We start from the raw sequence: 21,580 nt of genomic DNA on the forward strand, positions 1-21,580 counted from the left end.
ATTCGAATGACGACTTCCTCCCGCGCAGCCCGCTTCGGGCTCACCCTCTGTCTTGCGGCACTGGGTCTTGCGGCCAGCAGCGCCTTTGCACAGAAGACCACCCTGCAGGTCTATACGGCGCTCGAGACCGACGCCATGAAGCGCTACAAGGACGGCTTCGAGAAGGCCAACCCCGACATCGAGGTTCGATGGGTCCGTGACTCCACCGGCATCGTGACCGCCAAGCTGCTGGCCGAGAAGGCGAATCCTCAAGCCGACGTCGTGGCGGGCCTGGCGGCCAGCAGCCTGGCCCTGCTCAAGCAGGAGGGCATGCTCATGCCCTACGAACCCCAGGGCTTCAAGGAACTCAATCCCGCCTACTCGGACACCGCCAAGCCGCCGTCCTGGGTCGGCATGGACGTGTGGGCCGCCACCATCTGCTTCAATCGCGTCGAAGCGCAGAAGCTCGGGCTGCCGAAGCCCGAAAGCTGGAAGGACCTGACCAAGCCGATCTACAAGGGGACGATCTCCATGCCCCATCCGGCCTCCAGCGGCACCGGCTACCTCGACGTCTCCTCGTGGCTGCAGATGTGGGGCGAGGAAGAGGGCTGGAAGTACATGGACGCGCTGCACCAGAACATCGCCCAGTACGTGCATTCCGGCTCCAAGCCCTGCAAGCAGGCAGCGACCGGCGAGTTCCCGATCGGCATTTCCTTCGAGTTCCGCGCGCACCAGGTCAAGAAGGCCGGGGCCCCGGTGGACCTGATCTTTCCCAAGGAAGGACTGGGCTGGGACATCGAGGCCACCAGCGTGATGAAGACCACTACGAAACCGCAGCAGGCCAAGCGCTTTGCCGACTGGATGGCCAGCAAGGAAGCCAATGTCATCACCGCCAACTGGTGGGCCGTGGTCGCCTATCCGGGCGTGGCGTCCAAGCTCGAAGGCATCCCCGACAACTACGAGAAGCTGCTGGCGAAGAACGACCTGGAGTGGGCCGCGAAGAACCGCGAGCGCATCCTGGCCGAATGGGGCAAACGCTATGAAGGCAAGGCCGAACCCAAGCCCTGACGCGGTGCGCCCAACATCCGAGTTTTCCCCGCGCATGGCCTGCCGCACGGCCACGCCATTGCGCGTCATCGAAGTGAGCCAACCATGGAGCCGACCGTGACCGAGTCTTCTTCCAAGATTGCGACCCCTGGCGGCCCGGCCGCCCTGGAAGTCATCGGCGTGAGCAAGGACTTCGAGACCTTCAGCGCCTTGCGCGATGTGCACTTGAAGGTCAACCAGGGCGAGATGCTGTGTTTCCTGGGGCCTTCGGGTTGCGGCAAGACCACGCTGCTGCGCATCATCGCGGGCCTGGAGACGCAAACCGCGGGCCGGATCATGCAGAGCGGCAAGGATGTGTCGCTGCTGCCGCCCAACCAGCGCGACTACGGCATCGTCTTTCAGTCCTACGCGCTGTTTCCCAACCTGACGATCGCGCAGAACGTGGGCTATGGCCTGGTCAACAACCGTGCGCGCCGCGCCGAGATCAAGGCGCGCGTCGACGAACTGCTGCACCTGGTCGGCCTGCCCAGTTCGGGCGCGAAGTATCCAAGCCAGCTTTCGGGCGGGCAGCAGCAGCGCGTGGCCCTGGCGCGCGCGCTGGCCACCCGTCCCAAGCTCCTGTTGCTCGACGAGCCGCTTTCCGCACTCGACGCCATGGAACGCATCCGCCTGCGCGGCGAGATCCGGCGCCTGCAGAAGCAGGTGGGCGTCACCACCATCATGGTCACGCACGACCAGGAGGAGGCGCTCTCCATGGCCGACCGTATCGTCGTGATGAACCATGGCGTGATCGAGCAGGTTGGCACGCCCATGGAGGTCTACGAGCGCCCGGCCACGCCCTTCGTGGCCGACTTCGTGGGCAAGGTCAACGTGCTGCAGTCGGTCGCGCTGGGCAACCAGCGCTTCCGCGTGGGCGACATGGAATTGCAGTGCGATGCCTGCAGCTCGGCCTTCGCGCCCGGCGAGGCGGTCAACCTGTACCTGCGTCCGGAGGACCGCGCCGTCGAACACCTGGACGAAGGCACCGCCAACCGGCTGCGGGCACTCGTCACGCGGGTGGAGTTCCTGGGCGGCCTGTGCATCGCCGAAGTCACCGCAGACGCGCTGCGCGGCCAGACACTGGGGCTTCACTTCTCGCTCAACCAGCTGCACGACCTGGATATCCGGGAAGGCAACACCATCGACATCGCGCTGCGCGCCAACCGCATCCGCGCATTTCCCGCGCGCGTGCCGCAAGCATGAACACGCTGACCCGCCCCTTGCCCGCGATGGCGGCCGCCGCCACACCGTCGCGCATGCGCTGGAGCCGTGACGAAGTCATTGCCAGGCTCGTCCTGTTCGCCGTCATGGCCATGCTCGCGCTGTTCCTCGCGGCGCCGCTGTTCACCATCCTCGTGCACGCGGTGCAGGACAAGCAGGGCCGTTTCGTCGGCCTCACGCACTTCATCGCCTACTTCAGCACCCCCAGCCTGCTTCGCTCGGTGGGCAACTCGCTGTGGGTGGCCGCGGCCGTGGTCTGCATCTCGGTTCCGCTGGCCTTCGTGTTTGCCTATGCGCTCACGCGAAGCCGCATCCCGGCGCCGCTGAAGGCCACCTTCCGGTTGATCGCGCTGATTCCTCTGCTCGCGCCGTCACTGCTGTCCGCGATTTCCTTCGTGCAATGGTTCGGCAACCAAGGCGCCCTGAAGTGGCTGCTGGGAGGCACGTCCATCTACGGGCCACCCGGCATCATCCTGGCGGAGATCTACAACACCTTCCCTCATGCGCTGATGATCCTGACCACTTCGCTGGCACTGGCCGACGGCCGGCTCTACGAGGCGGCCACCGCGCTGCGCACCACGCCGCGGCGCCAGTTCCTGACCATCACCCTGCCTTCGTGCAAGTACGGCCTCATCAGCGCGGCGACCGTTGTCTTCACCTACGTGGTGAGCGACTTCGGCGCGCCCAAGGTGATCGGCGGCAACTTCAACGTGCTTTCGGTGGACGTGTTCAAGCAGGTCGTGGGGCAGCACAACTTCGCGATCGGCGCGGTGGTCGGCCTGCTGCTGCTGGTGCCTTCCATCGTCTCCTTCGGCATCGACTATGTGGTCCGGCGCAAGATCAAGGCCCAGCTCAGCGCACGCTCGGTGCCCTACGTGCCGCCGCGCCGCCAGGTTGCCGATGCGGTCCTGACCGTGTTCTGCCTGGTGATCTGCGCGCTGCTGCTCGCCACCGTGGGCATGGCGATCTACACCTCGGTGATCTCCCTGTGGCCCTATGACCTGAGCTTCACCCTCAAGCACTACAACTTCGTGCTTCTGGAAAGCGACATGGCCGCGGCCTACACCAACAGCCTGGTGGTAGCGCTGGCGACCGCTCTGGCCGGCTCGCTGATCGTGTTCGTGGGCGCCTATCTGATCGAGAAGACCCGCAATCTGGGCGTTCTCGGCCGCTCCATGCACCTGATGGCCATGTTGTCCATGGCGGTGCCGGGACTGGTGCTGGGCCTGGGCTACGTGATCTTCTTCAATCATCCGGCCAACCCGCTGAACTTCATGTATCAGACCATGGCGATCCTGATCGTCTCGATGGTGGTGCACTACTACACCTCCAGCCACCTCACGGCCATCACCGCGCTCAAGCAGATCGACAACGAGTTCGAGGCCGTCTCTGCTTCGCTGAAGGTGCCGCTGTTCAAGACCTTCGTGCGCGTGACCGTGCCGGTGTGCCTGCCGGCGATCCTGGACATCGGCCGCTACTTCTTCGTGGTGTCGATGGCCAGCCTTTCATGCGCCATCTTCCTCTACACACCCGAAACCATCCTGGCTTCGGTCGCGATCATGCACCTGGACGATGCCGGCGACATCGGGCCGGCGGCCGCCCTGGCCACGCTGATCGTGCTGACCTCCATCACCGTGTGCATCGCCTACGCCCTGCTCACGCGCGTGCTGCTGGCACGCACCCAGGCCTGGCGCACGCTGGGCCGCACCTGAATAGTCCTCGATCCCAACCCTCTCTTTGACCCCGGAGACACCATGAGCCAAGCACCCAACCCGCCGATCCTGCTGACCCCCGGCCCCCTCACCACGTCCATGCGAACCCGCCAGGCCATGCTGCGCGACTGGGGCTCGTGGGACGGCGACTTCAACGAGATCACCACGCGCCTGCGCCAGCGTCTGCTGGACATCGCCAAGGCCGGTGCGACGCACGAGTGCGTCCCCATGCAGGGCAGCGGCACCTTCTCGGTGGAAGCCGCCGTGGGGACCCTGATACCGCGCGACGGCCATGTGCTGGTGCCCAGCAACGGCGCCTACTGCCAGCGTCTGGCACGCATCTGCCGCACGCTGGGCCGCAAGGTCACGACCATCGACTACACCGAAGACCAGCAGGTGTCGCCGGCCGACGTGGACCGGATCCTGGCGGGTGATGCCAGCATCACCCACGTGGCGTTGGTGCATTGCGAGACTGGCGCCGGCGTGCTCAATCCGCTGCACGAGATTGCCGTCGTGGTGGCCAGGCACGGCCGCGGCCTGATCGTGGACGCCATGAGCTCTTTCGGCGCGCTGCCGATCGACGCGGCACGCACCCCCTTCGACGCCGTGGTCGCGGCCTCCGGCAAGTGCCTGGAAGGCGTGCCGGGCATGGGCTTCGTGATCGTCCGCCGCAGCGTCCTCGAAAAGTGCGAGGGCAACAGCCATTCCCTCGCGCTGGACCTGTATGACCAGTGGGTCTACATGCGCAAGACCACTCAATGGCGCTTCACGCCGCCCACGCACGTGGTGGCGGCGCTGGACGAAGCCGTGACTCAGTACATTGAAGAGGGCGGCCTGCAGGCCCGCGGCGGCCGCTACGCTCGCAATTGCGAGGCACTCATCGAGGGCCTCGCCGCCATTGGCCTCCGTTCCTTCCTGCCATCGGACATCCAGGCGCCCATCATCGTGACGTTCCACGCGCCGGACCACCCCAACTACGAGTTCAAGCGCTTCTACACCGAGGTGAAGAAGCGCGGCTACATCCTCTACCCGGGCAAGTTGACCCAGGTCGAGACCTTCCGCGTGGGTTGCATCGGCCACTTCGGTGAAGCGGGCATTCCGGGCGCCGTGGCCGCCATCGCCGAGACACTGGAAGCGATGGGCATTCCGACGGCCCAGGCGAGGGCGACCGCCGAAGCCTGAGAGGCCGGTCACCTGGTGGGCCATGAGCCAGCCCGGCGGAGCGATCGTCGAGCTGGTGGCGCTACTGCTGCTGTAGGAACTGAGCCAAGAATTCGGCTTCCTACAGTCTCCACCGCCGCTCCGGCAAACCGCCTGGGAGGCGCGGCGGCCCGCCGCATGAAGCAGGTTCAGTTTCGGGCTCAGACTGCGAGTCGACGTTCGCGCTGCATTCTAATAAACATTAGAATGATGGAATGAGAGAACTGAAGACCCAGCTCTACCAACAGGTAGCTCGCATTGGCAAGGCCATCTCGAGTCCGAAACGCCTGGAACTCGTGGAGCTTCTATGTCAGGGCGAAAAGACCGTCGAAACCCTTGCGGCGCAGTCGGACATCAGCGTCAAACTGGCCAGCGCGCACCTGAGGGAGCTCAGGCTGGCGCGCCTTGTTGACGCCCGCAAGGAAGGCAAGTACGTCTTCTATCGCCTGGCGAGCACGAGCGTCGCCGACCTCTGGGTCACGTTGAGGTCCGAGGCAGAGGAGCGGCTTGTCGAGCTGCAGATGGCACTGGCGTCAATCACCCACCACGCAGACGAACTGCACGGGGTCGACCGCAGCGACATCTTGCACCGCGCTGCCGCCGGCGAGGTGGTTGTGCTCGACGTGCGCCCGCAGGAGGAGTTCGCATTCGCGCACCTGCCGCACGCACGCTCGCTGCCGGTGGACGAACTCAAGAAGCGACTCGCTGAGCTTCCCAAGCATGTGCCAGTGGTGGCCTATTGCCGCGGCCCGTTTTGCCTGATGGCCAAGGACGCGGTCGAACTGCTGCGAAAGAAGGGCTACCAGGCCTTCCACCTGACCGACGGCGTGGCCGAGTGGCGCGCTCGTGGCTTGCCGGTCGTGGAATAGCGCCACCGGGAGTGCACACATGTTCATCCGACAACGCCCCGCCGCCAATGCCACGCTGTCCTACCTGTTCGGCTGCGCCGGCAAGCGGATGGCCGTTGCTGTCGACGTCGTGGCCGGCGACGAGGACTGGTTTATCGAGGCCAACTTGCGAGGTGTGGCGCCGGTCCCCGAACACGCCTGAACCGACGATGCACTTCGGCATCCGCGTCAACCTTGGCCAGTTCCTTCAGCAGCTGCTGCAGGTGCTACTTGTTGGCATGACCATCGGGATGATGCGCAACGTCGTTCCGGCCCTGGCCGAGACCGAATTCGGCGTGCCACGTGGCTCCTTCATGCTCCTGGTGGCCTTCGTCGTGGCGTTCGGCTTCGTCAAGGGCGCCATGAACTTCGTCGCCGGGCGCATGGCCGAGCGGATGGGGCGCAAACGGGTGCTGATGCTGGGGTGGCTCGTGGCGCTGCCCATCCCCGCAATCGTCTACTTCGCGACGAGCTGGTCGTGGGTAGTGTTCGCCACGGTCCTGCTTGGCATCAACCAAGGGCTGACATGGTCGATGACACAGACGGCCAAGCTCGACTTCACCCGCGCGGACCAGCGCGGCCTCGTCATCGGGCTGAACGAGTTCTCCGGTTACGTTGGCGTGGCCGTGGCTGGCGTGGTCACTGGCTATCTTGCCTCGATGCTGGGACCGCGCCAAGGATTGCTCTGGTTCGGTGCTGTCGTCATCGGGTTGGCGACTCTGCTCGCATGGTTGTCCGTGGCGGAGACGCTCCCCTGGGCCCGCGATGAGGTCAAACGTCATGCCAGTTCAACGGCCCAGGCCTTGAGACCTCGCTATCCGGCGAACGTGGGCTCTGCGCCTACGACCGGCGAGATGTTCACCCTCATGAGCTGGCGCGACCGCCGCATGGCGGCCCTCTGCCAGGCCGGGCTGGTCGAGAAATTCGTCGATGCGCTGGTATGGGCCTTCTGGCCTGTCTACCTGCATCAGCGCGGCATGAGCCTGCCGGGCATCGGTTGGATTGTGGGTGTGTACGGGTTCACCTGGGGGGCAGCGCAGCTCTTTACCGGCAAGTTGTCAGACCAACTGGGCCGACACCTGCTCAATTCATGGGGCATGTGGATTTGCGGCGCCGGCGTCGCCCTGATGCCGCTTGGCGAGGGGTCGGCGTGGTGGAGCGCCGCAGCGGCCGTCTCCGGTCTCGGGATGGCCATGCTCTATCCAAACCTCAGTGCCGCCGTCGCGGATATCTCTCATCCGAGCTGGCGCGCTTCGGCCATTGGCATCTATCGGTTCTGGCGCGACCTGGGCTACGGCATCGGTGCGCTCGGACTGGGTGCGGCCGCCGAACTGGGTGGCAGGCTCGAGAGTGCCTTCTGGTTCGTTTCCATCGCGATGGCCGTGTCAGGTGCGGTGCTCTACCTCTGTGGCGAGGAAACGCATCCTCGACTGAACCCTGCAAACTGAAGTAGCCTGCGCGGCATTCAAGCGACCAGCATTCCATGAACGCACTCGAATTGAAGGTGCCACCCCCAGTCGTGGCGTTGGTTCTCGCGTTGGCGATGTGGGCTGTCTCTCGGCTCACGCTCACCTTCGAAGTCGATGCCACCCTGCGTATTGCTGTGGCAGTTTCCATTGCGCTCGTTGGCGGTGCATTCAGCGCCGCGGGCATCTCGGCCTTCCGGCGGGTCAAAACTACACTGAACCCGATGAAGCCAGAATCTGCCTCATCGTTGGTCACAAGCGGTATCTACCGAGTCACTCGCAATCCGATGTACGTCGGGTTGCTCTTCGTGCTCGTCGCCTGGGCGGCGTTTCTTTGCGCGCCGTGGGCACTGGCTGGGCCCGTAGTGTTCATGGCCTACATGAACCGCTTCCAAATCGCACCGGAGGAGAGAGCCCTCCTGTCCGCATTCGGCGAGGTGTATGCAGGTTACACGGCACGGGTTCGCCGGTGGCTTTGAAGGGTCCGGGGGTGTAGGAACTCAGCGAAGATTTCCGTAGGGCCCATAGGCAGAGGGCGCCCGGATCAAGCTACTTTTCAGTGGTTTGACTCAGGATAGATTTCAGTTTCCTAGCCGGACGGACAGAGTCGCTCAGTCCCGAGGCGATCCTCCTGCAGGGCATCGTCTATGCTGAACCTTCCCGGCTTCTGGGCACAGCACCAAGTGGCACCCTCCGAGGATGGCGTCCACCTATTTTTGGCGGACGCCTATTCATCTCAATACCTCCAGTCGCCGAGTCCACAGTGCCGAGTTCAAGGCACGGATCCTCGCCGAGTGCCGGCAGCCCGGCGCGTCAATTTCTGCAGTGGCCATCGCGCACAGCCTGAACCTCAACGTCGTGCGCAAGTGGCTCACGGGCCGCGGCCTCAAGCGCACGGGCGACGCGGCGCCTGCGGCCAGTGGTGCTGTGTGTGGTGCGCCCAGAGTGCAGAAATTCCGTCTTGGGCAACCAAAAAAAAGAAGAAGATCGCTTCAATCAAATACCGCGTCAATTTGCGTGGCTGAACGATAGTTGCTCGACAGAGTAGGGTCAATCCTGTCGAAATTCGGGACCCCCTCGAAGGCGGATCAATGCAAAACTATTTGCGCTCAGGCGCCGGCGTGTTTGTTATCTGGATGCTGACAGCTTGCAGCCATCCGACGCCCAGTGCGTCGATCGGTGTCGGCAATCCCTATCCAGTCAGCAGCTACGTTTGCGATGGGACACGCTTGGCTGTGCGCTTGATGGGAGAAAGCGCCTCGGTCTCCGTTGACGGAGCGCCGGCCGTCGAGCTTCCCGCAATCGGAAAGTCGGGGACCACGTTCTCCAACGGACGTCAAACGCTGATCATCGAGCAAGGCCGCATGGCGTGGGCCGTGGGGCGCGCCACGCCGGTTGCATGCAGCGGTGGCTAGCGAGGGAGAACACCTTCGGAGCGCTTCGCGGACCGCTTGGGCCCCATCGTCCACCGCGATGGGTTGCCGTTCACGGATGCGGCAGCTTTGTCTGGTAGCGGCACACGAATCCTTCAATCAGCGCAGGGCTCGCTCTGGCGAGTGGTTGAGCGCTGGCCGACCCGACGTCAACACCGTCACGAACTGGGACGGCAATACTCGATTGACCGACACGCCGTACGCGCAACACGCGCTACCGCTCGCGGGCTTCTCAGTCATCGAGGCCGCGACGGCGGAAGAGGTACTCCTCCTGGTCGCGTGCTTCTGTCGACGAATACTTTCGACCGAGAAAAGGGGAGCGCGACAATCAACGTCTTCGCTATCTGAAGGAGCTCCTCATGTTGAGATCCGAAGACGCCGGCAAACTCGTCCTTCGCCTTGGCCTTGGCCTCATCGTCCTCGTGCATGGAATCAGCAAGCTGAGCGGGGGCCTCGGGTACATATCCGGCCTGCTCACATCCCACGGACTACCGCCTGCGCTTGCTTATTTGGTCTACGTTGGCGAGATCGTGGCGCCGCTGTTGCTTGTCCTTGGCCTGTATTCGCGAGCGGCAGCGTCAATCGTCGCAATCAACATGATCGCGGCGATTGGCCTAGTTCGCCATAAGGACATGTTCGTTATCAGCAAGACCGGGGGCTGGGGAATGGAACTGGAGGGCCTGCTCCTGGTGGCCGCGATAGCAGTGGCGTTGCTCGGCGCCGGCCCCTTCAGCCTGGGCGGGAGCGACAACAAGCTCAACTGAGCGGATGCGCGACGGTGTCCGCAATGTCGAGGGCTACGGACGGCCATGAGCGGTACTTCGTTTGTGACGCCATAAGCGAACATTGAGCCAAGAGGAGCCACAACCGAAACGGCGACCACAGCACGCTGCACGAGCCGTCGGCTGCGGCTTGGTCCGGCGCCGCTCATCGTCCAGCGCTCGCGTCGCGCGGCAGGCTCGACAACGCCGCCAAGTTTTCGTCGATCGCACGGATCAGTCCCCACGTCTCGCCATAGTTGATTGGATAGCCTGGGCAACCGGCGTCGAGGTCGTCCTGCCTCGCGTGCGCGTATTCGGTCCAGCGCGGCGAAGAGGGGCGACGGTGATGGAAGTCGTGGCACGGCGTGTCCGCGACCAGCACAACGACGCGCACCAGCAGCTGGACAGTAAGCATGTCGGCCCACCAGGTGACCCACGACACGAGACCACGTAGCGTGGCGGCGTCGTGCGGCGGCGGCTCGGAGCCAGGAAACACGCCAAGCGTGACGCGACACTGAAACAGCTTGTCCCTATCGCCGCTGTGCGACGGATCGGGAAAGCGGTGCTCGATGAGGATGCGGCCGACCGTGACCAACTGCAGCAGCAACGTGAGCGGCAGCACCCAGAGCACGAAGAACGGTATCAGCCACCCGGCCGCCGCGCAGCCGGCCGCACCAAGCGCCCAACTGGTGATGCCGACCGTGTCATGCAGGCGGTCACCCGACATCCAGGACATCCGCGCCCGATGGACCAGAAAGCGGGTGTGGAAGCGTGGCGACGCCAGGCTCGTCAGCACGCAGCGCCAAAGCTGCCGCTTGGGCATCCCCGGCTCGAGCCGGCAAAAGCCAAGCACGAAGTCGTTGAACTCGTCGCCCTCGGTGAGGAGCGTGCGGACGCTGTGGTGACTCATGTGCTCTTGCTGGTAGCGATCGAAGTGCTTGAAAAGCAGAAGCGCGGAGACCAGTCGGCCGACATCCCGGTTGTGTCGGCGGTCGGCGAAGAGCTGAGCGTGTGCGCATCGGTGGAAGACGGCGATCTGGAAGAGGCTGACGCCAGCAGTCGTCAATACCAGCGAAAGCGCGATCAGGGCGGCCGATATCAGGCCATGCGTCGCGAAGCCGACGGCGCCAACGAGTTGCCCGAGCACAGTCCATGCGAGCGCCTCGAGCAGGAAGGTCCACGGGGCGCGTACGCGGACGCGCTCGCCGGGCGCGGGGCGGCCGGTCAGCCAGGTGAGGACCGGCTGCATGGCGCGCGGCAGTCGAAGCGCCATGAGGGCGCGCGGGTCGGTGCGATGGTCGGACATGGTGCGGGTCGCGGGAGGGTGGAAGGTGCAAGGAGTGACGTGGACGCATCGGGACGTGCCTGGTCCGAGACTTCCCTTCGACACGATGCGCCAGTTGAGTTGCGCGGCAGGCAGTTTTGGTTCAACCTGCGGCCCTGGGGCATGCTTCGCCGTGGCCGGACCAGTGGCGGCCTTCGCTGTTTCCGGGATCAGTCGCACGAGGGAACTTGCCTCCTCCTGCAGGAAGGGATCGAAAACCGACGCCCGAGGCACGAGGTTGGGCGCAGGCAGACTTTCTGCGGGCCGCTCATGGGTCCGTTACGTCTGCGAAGCAGTCATCGGACGCAGACAAAACATTCGGCAGGTGCGTGCCTGTTGCAGTCTGGGCTACGCCGTCTGGACGCGGCCAGAACCCATTTCATTCGCCACCGAAGCTCAATGCCCTGCACACCAACGTTCGAGATTGGTGTCGTCAGAATGCGCGAAGTGCTTGTGGCGCCTCAGATCGCGACTATCATCAGCAACAATGCAAATGCACCCAACCCCGCTTCGGCGGGGTTTGCTTTTTGGTGATTCCGCTATTAGGAAGAAAGGATGCAAGGACCGCATGAACGTCATGGACAGGCATGCCTGCATGCAGACCTGGGCCTTCTTCGTGGAAAGCTTTAACGGATAAGCATGAGAGTACTTGTCTGTGGTGGCCATCGCTACGATGACTGGGCATTCATCGTCAGCGTCCTTGACCGCGTTCATGCGCGCCGACCCCTTACGCTCCTGATCGAAGGTGGCGCGACCGGCGCAGACAATCTCGCGCGCCGATGGGCTTTGGCAAGAGGTATTGAGGTCGCCACGTATCGCGCAGACTGGGATCGCTATCAGCACCGTGCCGTGTCGATCAGAAACGCTCAGATGCTGCGCGAGGGTCGGCCGGAACTCGTCGTTGCCTTCAAGGGTGGTCGCGCGACCGCACACATGGTCACGATTGCTGCGGCAGCGCTCGTGCCCGTGCTGAAGACGTGGCAGCTCTCGGATCAGTCGAGGGCTGCTTGAACGGCATTCCCTCTCCACTCGCTGAAGGGCAACGGCCGAGCTCCGCCGCGCTCAACATCACCGGGCCTGGGGGTGCTCCCTACCGACTCGGAGAGCCCATGCACATCTACGATCGCGAGACGCACGTGGGGACCATCGGGGCAGTGACGGCATCACGCGGTGGGCACACGGTTCATCTCGATCGCTTCGTGCCCTCAGCCACCCCGATGTGGCCTAGCCTGGCGACGAGAAGTCTTGTCCTCGTCGAGGTAGTTGCCTTCTTGACTGAGCAGTTTGCGGCAGTGCAAACGATCAGGGTGTGCTTGAGTTCGCCCGTTGAGAGGCGCGACGATGTCCTCAAAGTCGCGAGAGAACGTGCCCGGCTCCTGCAAAGGATCGGCGCAGATCCAATCAACATCATTCCCAACCTGGAGTCCTCAAGTCGGGGAAATTTCACGGTTAGCGGGGTGTGGAAGCTCGACCCCCAAAGCCTTGAGGTCTTCAACGCCGCTCTATGCGACGAACGCGAAATGCATCGACGTCGGAAAGCCGCCGCAGCCACCGTCAGAGGTCGCCTGGCAAGACTCGGTCAACAGGTTCGCCGTCTGCTCTCCGGCTCCGCCAAGAAAGGCATCTGAAGTGCAGCCGGCCGAACTTTCGCCACGACATTCCTGTCCCAGGATCACGAACAAATTCGACAGGCCCTGCGCCGCACCTTGGAGCTGGTGGAATTCAGGGCGCGAGTGGACGGGCGCGCGTCGAGGTCAACAAGCCATGCCGCCGGTGCGTGACAGTGCACCGGGCCAGAACTTGGTGACCAGGGGAAGCTTGCATTATTTCGGCCGATCGTCATGAAACATTGGATCGCAGGCTTTCTCCTTGCTGCACTGGCCACGCAAGTCCTCGCGCAGACCACGCAGCGCGTCGTGGACATCCCTACCCGCCCCGGCGTGACGCAGCGAATGCTCGTGCTGTCTCCGCCGACGCCGAAGGCTTCCGTGATCCTGTTCGCGGGCGGACACGGGGGCCTGCAGATCTTCCCCAATGGTTCGCTCAAGTGGGGCGAAGGGAACTTCCTCGTTCGCACGCGGCAACTGTTCGCAGATCAGGGGCTCATGGTCGCCGTCGTCGATGCGCCATCCGACCGCCAGAGCCCGCGGCCGCATACGTGGCCACCGAGCTTTCAGGCCCTGAGGGACCGGACGGCATCGTGTTGAGCTCGACCATTCTTGTGGATGAAAAAGGGCGCCCCGTTCCGGCGATGCCGCTTGGCAAGATTCGGATCCCTGTTCTGGTCGTGCATCACGAGCAGGATGGTTGTCCGCTCTGCGCGTTCGCCAACGTGCCGGCACTGATGGCGAAGCTCGACAACTCGCCGAGGAAGGAACTGTTGGTATTCAAGGGCGGGGAGAACAGAGGCGATCCGTGCGAAGCCTTGGCGTATCACGGCTTCAATGGGCTCGATCTCGAAGTTGTCACTCAAATCGCTGGCTGGATTCTCAGCCCCCAGCGCTGAGCGCGTCCAGAAGCGGAAGGTGGGCTGCCTGGCAGGCCAAGCGAAAGGAGGGGCGGCAAAGGTTCTTTTGCGCTTGGGGGGCCCGCCCGGTCACTTGAGATCATGCGGGCTCAATGTTCTTCTTCGTGAGGGTGCTGAAAATGACGATCGAATGCTTTGCAGAGACCAATCCGGCTACGCGAAACCTGCCCCGTTCTCTGGCGACAAAAGCCGGTGACTTCGTCTTCGTGGGCGGCCAGGTGGCTCGTGACGAAGACGGACGCATCGTCCCAGGAGGCATAGAGGCTCACGCGCGTCAGACTTTGAAGAACGTCGTTCAGGCGCTTGCGGTGGCGGGTTGCACGCTCGAGGACGTCGTGAAGACAAACGTCTGGCTCGACGACGCTCTCGATTTCAATGCATTCAATCGCGTCTACGGTGAGTTCTTCCGTGACCACAAGCCGTCGCGGTCGACACTCCAAGCAAAGAATGTGGCCGGCAGCAAGGTGGAGATTGAAGTCATTGCCTACAAGCCATGAATCCACTTCTTCGCGCGCGGCGAATTTCGTCGCTCTGATTCTCAATGGCGCCCCTGCGGAAGCACCGATAGAGCGCCCAACCAGGCTCGAGCTGGTGGTGAACTTGAAGCTCGCCCATGCAGCGGGACTCGACATTCCGCACCTGCTGCTGCGTGCTTCGAGCGCCACCCCGCCGCGCGCGGGGTTCAGCAAGTCATGACACCATGAAAGGCTTGTGCAGAGGTGGCGTGTCGGCCACGAGCAGAAGTCCGTGCTCGGAGCACTACTGGTCGTCCGGCGAGCCGGCAACAATGTCGTAGCCACGGGAAACCAGCTCACCCTTCACCTCCGGCAGGGTCGGAACTTGCCGAAGCCGCGAGCCATGGAAGTACCGCAATTGCGCGATCCGAGTCCCCGGATCGCTACGAGGAACGCGTCCGCCAACTCGTGAAGCTGGATCCCAAGCGCATGAAGCTGGTTTAGGTGGTTGCGGGCGAACGGGGCAGAGAAAGGACCTCGCATTCCAGGGAAATGCTGTCGCGGGATGACGGACATGCCGCGGTAGGCAAACGAGGCGGCATCGCCGTCATGCCGAGGCGGCATTTCCGCGCCGACGACGACGGCTCATATGCTCCCGGGCATTTGCACCGAGACACCATGCCCGCCTACTGCATCGCGAATATCGAAGTCCACACGCCTGACATCTACGATTCCTATCGACGTCATACGGCCGGGACGTTGCCGAAGTTCGGCGGACGGTTCCTTGTCCGTGGCGGCGCCACCGAAGTCGCCGAAGGGTCCTGGCAGCCCGCGAGGCTCGTCGTCATCGAATTCCCTTCGATGGAAGATTTGCAAGCTTGGTATCGGTCTCCTGAGTACCAGGCGATCGTCCGAGGCCGACGCGAGGGCGCGCGCTCGGAAGTCGTGTTCGTGGAAGGCTTTACTCCTTGAAGCCCATTGGCATCCGATCACACCCAGGCCACCAGCCCGTGGACCGGGGACTGCAAGGCGAGAGGGCTATGGTGCCCGAAGCAGGCAAGGGGCTCGGGCGCGCCTGCGGACTGGCCCTGTCGCGGGAAGGCGTCTCAGTGACGCTCGTTGCGCGTGGCGAGGACGCGCTGCACGGGACCGCCGACGAACGCGGATCCGTCCCGGGGCCTACGCTCGACGCCTTCGATGCGCGGCTGCGGCCACTTCGTCCGGCGCCCCCCGCCTCCCTCCATGTGAGCCTTCAAAGATGAACACCACGATCAGCCTCGACGACAAGTACACGGCCGCCTCGGGCATGGCCTACATGAGTGGCACGCATGCGCTGGTGCGCCTGTCGATGCTGCAGCGTGAACGCGATGCCGCGGCAGGCCTCAACACAGCCGGCTTCATCAGCGGCTACCGCGGCTCGCCGCTGGGCGGCTACGACCAGGCGCTCCAGAAGGCGAAGCAGCACCTGGACCGCCACCACGTCAGCTTCGTGCCGGGCGTCAACGAGGAGCTGGCGGCGACGGCCGTGTGGGGCACGCAGCAGGCGAATCTGCGGCCTGGAGCGAAGTACGACGGTGTCTTCGGAATCTGGTACGGCAAGGGCCCGGGCGTGGACCGCAGCGCGGATGTGTTCCGGCACGCCAACCAAGCCGGCACCTCCGCGCACGGCGGGGTGCTTGCACTGGCGGGCGACGACCACAGCGCCAAGTCCTCGACGATGGCGGCGCAGACCGACCACCTGTTCCAGGCGGTGGGCATGCCCGTGCTCGCGCCGGCCACCCTGCAGGACTTCATCGACCTTGGCCTGCATGGCTTCGCGATGTCCCGCTTCACCGGCCTGTGGGTCGGCATCAAGTGCGTCACAGATTGCGTGGAGAGCACCGGCATCGTCGATGTGTCGCCCGACAGGATCCGTCCGGTGCTGCCACAGGGGATCGACTTGCCGCCGGGAGGACTGAACATCCGCTGGCCCGAGGAGGGTTTCGTTGCGATGGAGCAGCGGCTCATGCAGCACAAGCTGCCGGCGGCCCTGGCCTATGCGCGCGCGAACCGACTCGATCGCGCGCACTTCGAATCGCCGGGCGCGCGCCGCGGCATCGTCACCTCCGGCAAGTCGTGGCTCGACGTGATGCAGGCTCTGGAGGACCTCGGTATCGACGCCGCGGCCGCGCGCGAGCTCGGCCTGAAGGTCTACCAGGTGACGATGCCCTGGCCGCTGGAACCGGAAGGGCTCGTGGCGTTCGCGCAGGGCTGCGAAGAGCTGCTGGTCGTCGAGGAGAAGCGCGACCTGCTGGAGAGCCAGGCCAAGCAGGCGCTATACGGGCGGCCTGCCGCGCCGCGCGTGATCGGCAAGGTCGGCGCCGACGGTCAGCCTCTGCTGTCCGCCGCGGGCGAAATCGATCCCGCGATCGTGGCCCGCGTGATCGCGAAGTGGCTCGGTCTCGCAGGGCCACTCGCCACCCGTCGCATCGCCGCCATCGACGAGGCGATGCTCGCTGCCGAGGTGCACAAGCCCTTAGAGCAGCGAACGCCCTATTTCTGTTCGGGCTGCCCGCACAACACCTCGACCAAAGTGCCGGACGGCTCGCGCGCGCTCGCGGGCATCGGCTGCCACTACATGGCGCAGTGGATGGACCGCGAGACCGAGACCTTCACGCAGATGGGCGGCGAGGGCGCGAACTGGGTCGGCCAGTCTCGCTACGTGAGCGACGGCCACGTGTTCCAGAACCTGGGCGACGGCACGTACTTTCACTCCGGCCATCTCGCGATCCGCCAGGCCGTCGCCGCCGGCACGGCCATCACCTACAAGATCCTGTTCAACGACGCCGTCGCCATGACTGGCGGCCAGGAGCACGACGGCCGCCTCACGCCGGCTTCGATCGCGCGGCAGGTGCTGGCCGAAGGCGTGCGCGAGGTGGTGGTGGTCACGGACGATCCGGCCAAGTACCCGCCGGGCTTCTTCCCTGCCGGCGTGCAGGTGCATCCGCGCACCGAGCTCGACCTCGTGCAGCGGCGCCTGCGCGAGATCCCGGAGGTGACCGCGCTCATCTTCGACCAGACCTGCGCGGCCGAGAAGCGCCGCCGCCGCAAGAAGGCCGCGATGCCGCAGGAGCAGCGGCGTACCTTCATCCACTCCGGGGTATGCGAAGGCTGCGGTGATTGCGGCGTGCAGTCCAACTGCGTGTCGATCGAGCCGCTGGAGACCGAGTTCGGCCGCAAGCGCCGCATCAACCAGTCCTCCTGTAACCAGGACCTGTCGTGCGTGCAGGGCTTCTGCCCGAGCTTCGTGACGGTGACCGGCGGCAAGCCGCGCAAGGCACTCGCCGGTCCCGGCGATGGCGGTGGCAAGCCGATGCCCGCGTTGCCGGACACGCAAGTGCCCGCAATCGCGGCACGTTATGGCTTGCTCGTGACCGGCGTGGGCGGGACCGGCGTCATCACCATCGGGCAACTGCTCGGCATGGCCGCGCACCTGGAAGGCAAGGCCGCGAATGTGATGGACATGACGGGCATGGCGCAGAAGGGCGGCGCCGTCACAAGCCACGTGCAGATCGCGCCCTCGCGCGACCTCCTGCACGCGCCCAAGCTCGCTGTCGCGTCAGCCGACGCGGTGATCGGCTGCGACCTGTTGGTGACGGCCGGCAGCGACGTGCTCGCCCGGCTGCGGCAAGGCCACACCCGCGTCGTCGTGAACACCGACTCGCCGCCGACCGGCGCGTTCACGCGCGACGCCGAATGGAGCTTTCCCGGCGACCAGCTGCTGGACGCCGTCGCGCAGGTCGTGGGGAAAGATCATGTCGCCAGCCTACCGGCCGCGTCGCTTGCAACGGCCCTGCTCGGGGACGCAATCGCCGCCAACGCGTTCCTGCTGGGATTCGCGTGGCAGAAAGGACTGATCCCGCTGGCGGCGGCCTCGATCGAGCGCGCGATCGAGCTGAATGCAGTGGCCGTCGAGATGAACCGTCAGGCCTTTCGGTGGGGACGCGCGGCTGCCGCGGACCTGCCCTCGGTGCAGGCGGCCGCGCGGCCGGCGCAGGTGATCCAGTTCGTGCCGCGCCGCAAGCAGACCCTGGAGCAACTGGTCGAGCAACGTGCGGCCCACCTGACGGCCTACCAGTCTTCTGCGCTCGCGGCCCGCTACCGCGAGTTCGTGAAGCGTGTCGCGCAGGCCGAGTCGGCGCTCGGAAACGGCCAGCGTCTCACGGAAAGCGTGGCCCATTCCTACGCGAAGCTTCTCGCGTACAAGGACGAGTACGAGGTCGCGCGGCTGTACGCCGACCCGAAGTTCCGCCAACAACTCGACGCAGCGTTCGAAGGCGACTGGCGTCTCACTTTCAACCTGGCACCGCCGCTGCTGCCCGGCCCGCGATCCGCAGGGCCACCTGCGCAAGCGCGAGTTCGGCCCATGGATTGCGTACCTCTTCCCGCTGCTGGCGCGTCTGAAGGGGTTGCGCCCGAAATACATGACCTTCCCGGTCAAGGTGACGCGGCCGGAAGAGCCTCTGCTCGAAGGCATCGGCGACTTCGAAGTGCCCGACGAGCTCTATTGCATCGAGGATGTCACCAAGGACCTCGACGTGCTGCTCCACACGCGCTGGGGCGGCGAAGCGTTCGGTGGCATCCAGCTCGAGGAAGCCGATCGCCCGATGCTCTACCGCCGCGCGGTCGGCGCCGGCGGCGTGCTCTATCTCGCGCTCGGCCACGCCAATCGGCCCTATGACAAGGCCTTCCCGCACGTGCCCGATCAGCCTGACTATCGCGGCTCCTGGGACCTGCCGGTGTTCCAGGATCTGGTGAAGCGCGGCGTCGAATGGGCGGCGCAGCGGCGGCCGTTTTGACCGCATCCTCTGGAGAAACAACATGAAAATCGCCGTCGTGGGAGCGACCGGAAGAATCGGTGCCCCACTCACGCAAAAGCTGCTGCGTGCGGGCCACCAGGTCAGGGCCCTCTCGCGGGGCGGTCCGTCCCTCGACGCATTGGTGCAGGCCGGTGCGGAGCCATTCTTGGGAAGCTTCGACACGGGCGCAGGAGAACTCGGCAAGTTCTTCCAAGGCGCGGATGCCGCCTTCCTGATGGTCAAGACCGACTGGATCAACGACCTCCACGGGCACTATCCGGCGGTCGCACGCCGCTTCGTCGATGCGCTGCGCGATTCGCCGGTCCGGCTGGCCGTGAGCTTGACGGCCATCGGCTCTGAAGTGAAGGGTGACACCGGCCACTTCGCCAGCTTCCACCAGCTCGATCAGAAGCTGAACGAGCTCGAGAACATCGACCTGGTGCACTTGCGTGCCGGCTGGTTCATGGAGAACCTGCTGGCCTGGACGGACGGCATCGCAAAGCATGGACGCATCGCCTATTTCCTGGATCCCGACGTAAGGATGCCCTGGGTCGCCACGCATGACATCGCCGACCTCGCGGCCCGTGAACTGAATCATCCCACGGGGGACAAGCGCATCGTCCGAGAGGTCGGTTCGCAAGACCTCACCATACCGGAGGTGGCGGCAACGATCAGCCGCGAGTTCGGGCGCGCGGTGGAATACCGGTTCATCGACAGGAACCGCAAGGAGGTCGAGGCCGAGTTCCTGCAGGGGTTCGGCATCCCGGCGAGGTGGCTCTACGACAACCAGACGTATGCCGCGCTGAACGACCGTCGTGTGCGCTTCCATGGCGAGCGCCGGCCGCTGCCCACCACGATGGAGAGCTTCCTCCGCAACACTTGGAAGCCGCACTACCTGGCGTCCCTCGCCAACCCACACGAGCCCGAGTCCTTCAACACGTGGTGCGCCCGGGGGGGCCTGACGCCTTAGCAAGGACATGGACCGGGTTTCGGCATATAGGCGCTCGTGGTTGCTCTTCCGACCGAGCTGGCCATGCCACTATTTAACTGGGGATTCAACATGCAGGATCAAATTCCGGACGCTACGTCACTTCAACTCCGCTCTGTCATTACTCCTGATGGAAAGGTTGTGCTCTCTCTTGTCAAAGAGCCGGTTCCAGCTCTGAGGCCCGAAGAAGTACTTGTTCGCGTCGAAGCCACTCCGATTAACCCGTCCGACATTGGTCTTATGCTTGGCGCCGCGGACCTCAGTCGGGCGTGGATTGCTGACGGCGCTGGTGGACCGGAACTTGTAGCGCCTGTGCCCGCGGAATCATTGAAGGCGATGGAATCGCGCAGGGCTGCTTCGACGCCGGTCGGTCTCGAAGGTGCAGGTACTGTGGTGGCGGCGGGAAGTTCACATGCTGCGCAGTCTCTGATGGGGCGGACGGTCGCAGCGATGGCCGGCGGCATGTACGCTCGCTATCGCTGTATACCCGCAGCGGAATGCCTCGTTCTTCCCGAGGGAACTACTGCTGCACAGGCTGCCTCTTGCTTCGTCAACCCCCTGACTGCGTTAGGGATGATTGAAACAGCTCGCAGTGAGGGCCACACAGCGATTGTCCAAACCGCTGCTGCGTCAAATCTCGGGCAGATCCTGCTTCGGCTCTGTCTTGCCGACGATATCCCACTCGTCAACGTCGTTCGATCGGAACAGCAGGCGGAACTCTTGCGCGAGCAGGGTGCACGCTTCGTGTGCAATTCAAGTTCTGACGATTTCAGAGAACAACTGACCGACGCCATTGCGGCCACGGGAGCAACGCTTGTCCTCGACCCCATAGGTGGAGGCAGCGGGGGGCAGATCTTGAGTTGCATGGAAGCGGCCATCAATCGCCGTCCCGGCCAGGCGGTCTCCCGCTACGGCTCCGACGTCCTCAAGCAGCTGTATGTCTACGGCGCTCTTGATCCTCGCCCAATCGAGATACCGCGCGACGTTGGCATGGCATGGGCAGCTGGCGGCTGGCTTCTTCTTCGGTATCTCAAGGTGACACCACAGCAAACCCTTGAACGGCTCAAAGCCCGGGTTGCTGCAGAAATCACGACCACGTTTGCGAGCCGATACGCGCGATGTGTTTCGCTGGCGGAGTTCATCTCACCCGAAGTTCTCAACATCTGCGCACGTCCCGCGACGGGAAGGAAATTCTTGATCGAACCGTGGAAAGACTGCTAATCGAACCATCGGAAATAGCGAGGCGGGCCGGGTGTTCACTTTCATGGCTAGCAGTCAAGCTCACTAAAGCTCGGCAAGCGGATGCTCAGACGCTTTCGATCGCTCGGAGTGGATTTATCAAATGAAGCGCGTTGACGGTCGGCTTCCGAATGAAAGTGCTGCCCTGGGGTTTCTTGAGCGCAGCATCTTCTACGACCACCCCGATTTGGCGGTCATCCGACTGAGCATAGCGGTCGATGTAGGAGCGCGGGTACCTGCCTTTGCTTGGAAGTATTGCCGACAGGCTGCACATTGCAGCGCTGACCCGGCACTGCGCAGGCTGTTCGAGGCTGCCTCGCAACACCATGCCCACCGACATGGTGGCACACCTTAGTACTCCGTTTCGGAAGTTCGCACACGTATTCTTCAAGCGGCCAGCTTCAGGCTCTGCGCCCATCGATCGCGCATGCGTGCGATCAAGGCATTGAGATCGGTGCGGGTGA

Annotated in this window: 23 protein-coding genes; 21 read left to right on the forward strand and 2 right to left on the reverse strand. The window is 64.3% G+C overall.

The genetic code is table 11. The features are described 5' to 3' along the window. The first annotated feature begins 6 nt into the window (after positions 1-6). The 11 genes from WKW77_RS27780 (at position 7) to WKW77_RS27825 (ending at position 9,748) form a co-directional block, all read left to right on the forward strand. The gene (locus WKW77_RS27780) at positions 7-1,047 is read left to right on the forward strand and encodes a putative 2-aminoethylphosphonate ABC transporter substrate-binding protein (RefSeq protein ID WP_340360127.1); all 1,041 of its coding nucleotides are present in this window, start codon (positions 7-9) and stop codon (positions 1,045-1,047) included. Between the two features lie 84 nt (positions 1,048-1,131). Next, positions 1,132-2,268 carry a putative 2-aminoethylphosphonate ABC transporter ATP-binding protein gene (locus WKW77_RS27785; RefSeq protein WP_340360128.1) on the forward strand — a complete coding sequence of 379 codons (1,137 nt, stop codon included), beginning with the start codon at positions 1,132-1,134 and terminating at the stop codon, positions 2,266-2,268. Then, entirely contained in the window at positions 2,265-3,998 is a 1,734-nt protein-coding gene (locus tag WKW77_RS27790) for a putative 2-aminoethylphosphonate ABC transporter permease subunit (protein WP_340360129.1), read from the forward strand. The genes WKW77_RS27785 and WKW77_RS27790 overlap by 4 nt, the downstream gene beginning before the upstream one ends. A 42-nt stretch (positions 3,999-4,040) precedes the next feature. Continuing rightward, on the forward strand, positions 4,041-5,180 hold the full coding sequence (locus WKW77_RS27795) for a 2-aminoethylphosphonate--pyruvate transaminase (protein ID WP_340360130.1): 1,140 nt from the start codon (positions 4,041-4,043) through the stop codon (positions 5,178-5,180). 233 nt (positions 5,181-5,413) lie between these two features. Then, complete coding sequence (locus tag WKW77_RS27800) at positions 5,414-6,067, forward strand: ArsR/SmtB family transcription factor (protein ID WP_340360131.1); 654 nt, start codon at positions 5,414-5,416, stop codon at positions 6,065-6,067. 19 nt (positions 6,068-6,086) lie between these two features. Beyond that, positions 6,087-6,248, forward strand: a complete 162-nt coding sequence (locus WKW77_RS27805; protein WP_340360132.1) for a hypothetical protein — start codon at positions 6,087-6,089, stop codon at positions 6,246-6,248. Between the two features lie 7 nt (positions 6,249-6,255). Then, on the forward strand, positions 6,256-7,533 hold the full coding sequence (locus WKW77_RS27810; RefSeq protein WP_340360133.1) for an MFS transporter: 1,278 nt from the start codon (positions 6,256-6,258) through the stop codon (positions 7,531-7,533). Positions 7,534-7,568: 35 nt separating this feature from the next. Further along, the gene (locus WKW77_RS27815) at positions 7,569-8,030 is read left to right on the forward strand and encodes a methyltransferase family protein (RefSeq protein ID WP_340360134.1); all 462 of its coding nucleotides are present in this window, start codon (positions 7,569-7,571) and stop codon (positions 8,028-8,030) included. Positions 8,031-8,250: 220 nt separating this feature from the next. Then, positions 8,251-8,583: a transposase gene (locus WKW77_RS35085; protein ID WP_422823283.1), complete on the forward strand. Its 333-nt coding sequence runs from the start codon at positions 8,251-8,253 to the stop codon at positions 8,581-8,583. A gap of 59 nt (positions 8,584-8,642) precedes the next feature. Then, complete coding sequence (locus WKW77_RS27820) at positions 8,643-8,966, forward strand: hypothetical protein (RefSeq protein WP_340360135.1); 324 nt, start codon at positions 8,643-8,645, stop codon at positions 8,964-8,966. Between the two features lie 377 nt (positions 8,967-9,343). Next, positions 9,344-9,748 carry a DoxX family protein gene (locus tag WKW77_RS27825; protein ID WP_340360136.1) on the forward strand — a complete coding sequence of 135 codons (405 nt, stop codon included), beginning with the start codon at positions 9,344-9,346 and terminating at the stop codon, positions 9,746-9,748. Positions 9,749-9,911: 163 nt separating this feature from the next. On the opposite strand, the gene WKW77_RS27830 is transcribed toward WKW77_RS27825, so the two are convergent. After that, positions 9,912-11,051 carry a fatty acid desaturase gene (locus WKW77_RS27830; protein ID WP_340360137.1) on the reverse strand — a complete coding sequence of 380 codons (1,140 nt, stop codon included), beginning with the start codon at positions 11,049-11,051 and terminating at the stop codon, positions 9,912-9,914. Positions 11,052-11,708: 657 nt separating this feature from the next. On the opposite strand from WKW77_RS27830, the gene WKW77_RS27835 reads away from it, so the two are divergent. From WKW77_RS27835 to WKW77_RS27880, 10 genes are all read left to right on the forward strand, one after another. Continuing rightward, positions 11,709-12,080 carry a DUF2493 domain-containing protein gene (locus WKW77_RS27835; protein WP_340360138.1) on the forward strand — a complete coding sequence of 124 codons (372 nt, stop codon included), beginning with the start codon at positions 11,709-11,711 and terminating at the stop codon, positions 12,078-12,080. A 98-nt stretch (positions 12,081-12,178) separates the two neighbouring features. After that, positions 12,179-12,697, forward strand: coding sequence for a hypothetical protein (locus tag WKW77_RS27840; protein WP_340360139.1), 519 nt, complete (start codon positions 12,179-12,181; stop codon positions 12,695-12,697). A 213-nt stretch (positions 12,698-12,910) separates the two neighbouring features. Further along, positions 12,911-13,276, forward strand: a complete 366-nt coding sequence (locus WKW77_RS27845; protein ID WP_340360140.1) for a hypothetical protein — start codon at positions 12,911-12,913, stop codon at positions 13,274-13,276. Beyond that, on the forward strand, positions 13,273-13,575 hold the full coding sequence (locus tag WKW77_RS27850; RefSeq protein WP_340360141.1) for a hypothetical protein: 303 nt from the start codon (positions 13,273-13,275) through the stop codon (positions 13,573-13,575). The genes WKW77_RS27845 and WKW77_RS27850 overlap by 4 nt, the downstream gene beginning before the upstream one ends. A 140-nt stretch (positions 13,576-13,715) precedes the next feature. After that, positions 13,716-14,093: a RidA family protein gene (locus tag WKW77_RS27855; protein ID WP_340360153.1), complete on the forward strand. Its 378-nt coding sequence runs from the start codon at positions 13,716-13,718 to the stop codon at positions 14,091-14,093. A 636-nt stretch (positions 14,094-14,729) separates the two neighbouring features. Further along, the gene (locus WKW77_RS27860; RefSeq protein ID WP_340360142.1) at positions 14,730-15,023 is read left to right on the forward strand and encodes a DUF1330 domain-containing protein; all 294 of its coding nucleotides are present in this window, start codon (positions 14,730-14,732) and stop codon (positions 15,021-15,023) included. A gap of 286 nt (positions 15,024-15,309) precedes the next feature. Beyond that, positions 15,310-18,771, forward strand: a complete 3,462-nt coding sequence (locus WKW77_RS27865; protein ID WP_340360143.1) for an indolepyruvate ferredoxin oxidoreductase family protein — start codon at positions 15,310-15,312, stop codon at positions 18,769-18,771. Then, positions 18,698-18,889, forward strand: coding sequence for a hypothetical protein (locus WKW77_RS27870; protein ID WP_340360144.1), 192 nt, complete (start codon positions 18,698-18,700; stop codon positions 18,887-18,889). The genes WKW77_RS27865 and WKW77_RS27870 overlap by 74 nt, the downstream gene beginning before the upstream one ends. A gap of 22 nt (positions 18,890-18,911) precedes the next feature. Continuing rightward, entirely contained in the window at positions 18,912-19,859 is a 948-nt protein-coding gene (locus WKW77_RS27875; RefSeq protein ID WP_340360145.1) for an NmrA family NAD(P)-binding protein, read from the forward strand. 90 nt (positions 19,860-19,949) lie between these two features. Then, positions 19,950-21,098, forward strand: a complete 1,149-nt coding sequence (locus tag WKW77_RS27880; protein ID WP_340360146.1) for a zinc-binding dehydrogenase — start codon at positions 19,950-19,952, stop codon at positions 21,096-21,098. Between the two features lie 85 nt (positions 21,099-21,183). Here WKW77_RS27880 and WKW77_RS27885 read toward each other — a convergent pair. Beyond that, positions 21,184-21,580: hypothetical protein (locus WKW77_RS27885; RefSeq protein WP_340360147.1), on the reverse strand; the 397-nt coding region annotated here is incomplete at its 5' end.

Origin of the sequence: Variovorax ureilyticus (genome assembly GCF_037889935.1) — a bacterium.
Classification (GTDB): Bacteria; Pseudomonadota; Gammaproteobacteria; order Burkholderiales; family Burkholderiaceae_C; genus Variovorax; species Variovorax ureilyticus.

What these genes read in the sequence shown, in the direction of transcription:
- WKW77_RS27865 (WP_340360143.1), top strand. Translation starts at nt 15,310, where the DNA reads ATGAACACCACGATCAGCCTCGACGACAAGTACACGGCCGCCTCGGGC.
- WKW77_RS35085 (WP_422823283.1), top strand. Translation starts at nt 8,251, where the DNA reads ATGGCGTCCACCTATTTTTGGCGGACGCCTATTCATCTCAATACCTCC.
- WKW77_RS27780 (WP_340360127.1), top strand. Translation starts at nt 7, where the DNA reads ATGACGACTTCCTCCCGCGCAGCCCGCTTCGGGCTCACCCTCTGTCTT.
- WKW77_RS27825 (WP_340360136.1), top strand. Translation starts at nt 9,344, where the DNA reads ATGTTGAGATCCGAAGACGCCGGCAAACTCGTCCTTCGCCTTGGCCTT.
- WKW77_RS27855 (WP_340360153.1), top strand. Translation starts at nt 13,716, where the DNA reads ATGACGATCGAATGCTTTGCAGAGACCAATCCGGCTACGCGAAACCTG.
- WKW77_RS27815 (WP_340360134.1), top strand. Translation starts at nt 7,569, where the DNA reads ATGAACGCACTCGAATTGAAGGTGCCACCCCCAGTCGTGGCGTTGGTT.
- WKW77_RS27835 (WP_340360138.1), top strand. Translation starts at nt 11,709, where the DNA reads ATGAGAGTACTTGTCTGTGGTGGCCATCGCTACGATGACTGGGCATTC.
- WKW77_RS27875 (WP_340360145.1), top strand. Translation starts at nt 18,912, where the DNA reads ATGAAAATCGCCGTCGTGGGAGCGACCGGAAGAATCGGTGCCCCACTC.
- WKW77_RS27805 (WP_340360132.1), top strand. Translation starts at nt 6,087, where the DNA reads ATGTTCATCCGACAACGCCCCGCCGCCAATGCCACGCTGTCCTACCTG.
- WKW77_RS27845 (WP_340360140.1), top strand. Translation starts at nt 12,911, where the DNA reads ATGAAACATTGGATCGCAGGCTTTCTCCTTGCTGCACTGGCCACGCAA.
- WKW77_RS27785 (WP_340360128.1), top strand. Translation starts at nt 1,132, where the DNA reads ATGGAGCCGACCGTGACCGAGTCTTCTTCCAAGATTGCGACCCCTGGC.
- WKW77_RS27820 (WP_340360135.1), top strand. Translation starts at nt 8,643, where the DNA reads ATGCAAAACTATTTGCGCTCAGGCGCCGGCGTGTTTGTTATCTGGATG.
- WKW77_RS27860 (WP_340360142.1), top strand. Translation starts at nt 14,730, where the DNA reads ATGCCCGCCTACTGCATCGCGAATATCGAAGTCCACACGCCTGACATC.
- WKW77_RS27810 (WP_340360133.1), top strand. Translation starts at nt 6,256, where the DNA reads ATGCACTTCGGCATCCGCGTCAACCTTGGCCAGTTCCTTCAGCAGCTG.
- WKW77_RS27790 (WP_340360129.1), top strand. Translation starts at nt 2,265, where the DNA reads ATGAACACGCTGACCCGCCCCTTGCCCGCGATGGCGGCCGCCGCCACA.
- WKW77_RS27795 (WP_340360130.1), top strand. Translation starts at nt 4,041, where the DNA reads ATGAGCCAAGCACCCAACCCGCCGATCCTGCTGACCCCCGGCCCCCTC.
- WKW77_RS27880 (WP_340360146.1), top strand. Translation starts at nt 19,950, where the DNA reads ATGCAGGATCAAATTCCGGACGCTACGTCACTTCAACTCCGCTCTGTC.
- WKW77_RS27830 (WP_340360137.1), bottom strand. Translation starts at nt 11,051, where the DNA reads ATGTCCGACCATCGCACCGACCCGCGCGCCCTCATGGCGCTTCGACTG.
- WKW77_RS27870 (WP_340360144.1), top strand. Translation starts at nt 18,698, where the DNA reads ATGCTCTACCGCCGCGCGGTCGGCGCCGGCGGCGTGCTCTATCTCGCG.
- WKW77_RS27840 (WP_340360139.1), top strand. Translation starts at nt 12,179, where the DNA reads ATGCACATCTACGATCGCGAGACGCACGTGGGGACCATCGGGGCAGTG.
- WKW77_RS27800 (WP_340360131.1), top strand. Translation starts at nt 5,414, where the DNA reads ATGAGAGAACTGAAGACCCAGCTCTACCAACAGGTAGCTCGCATTGGC.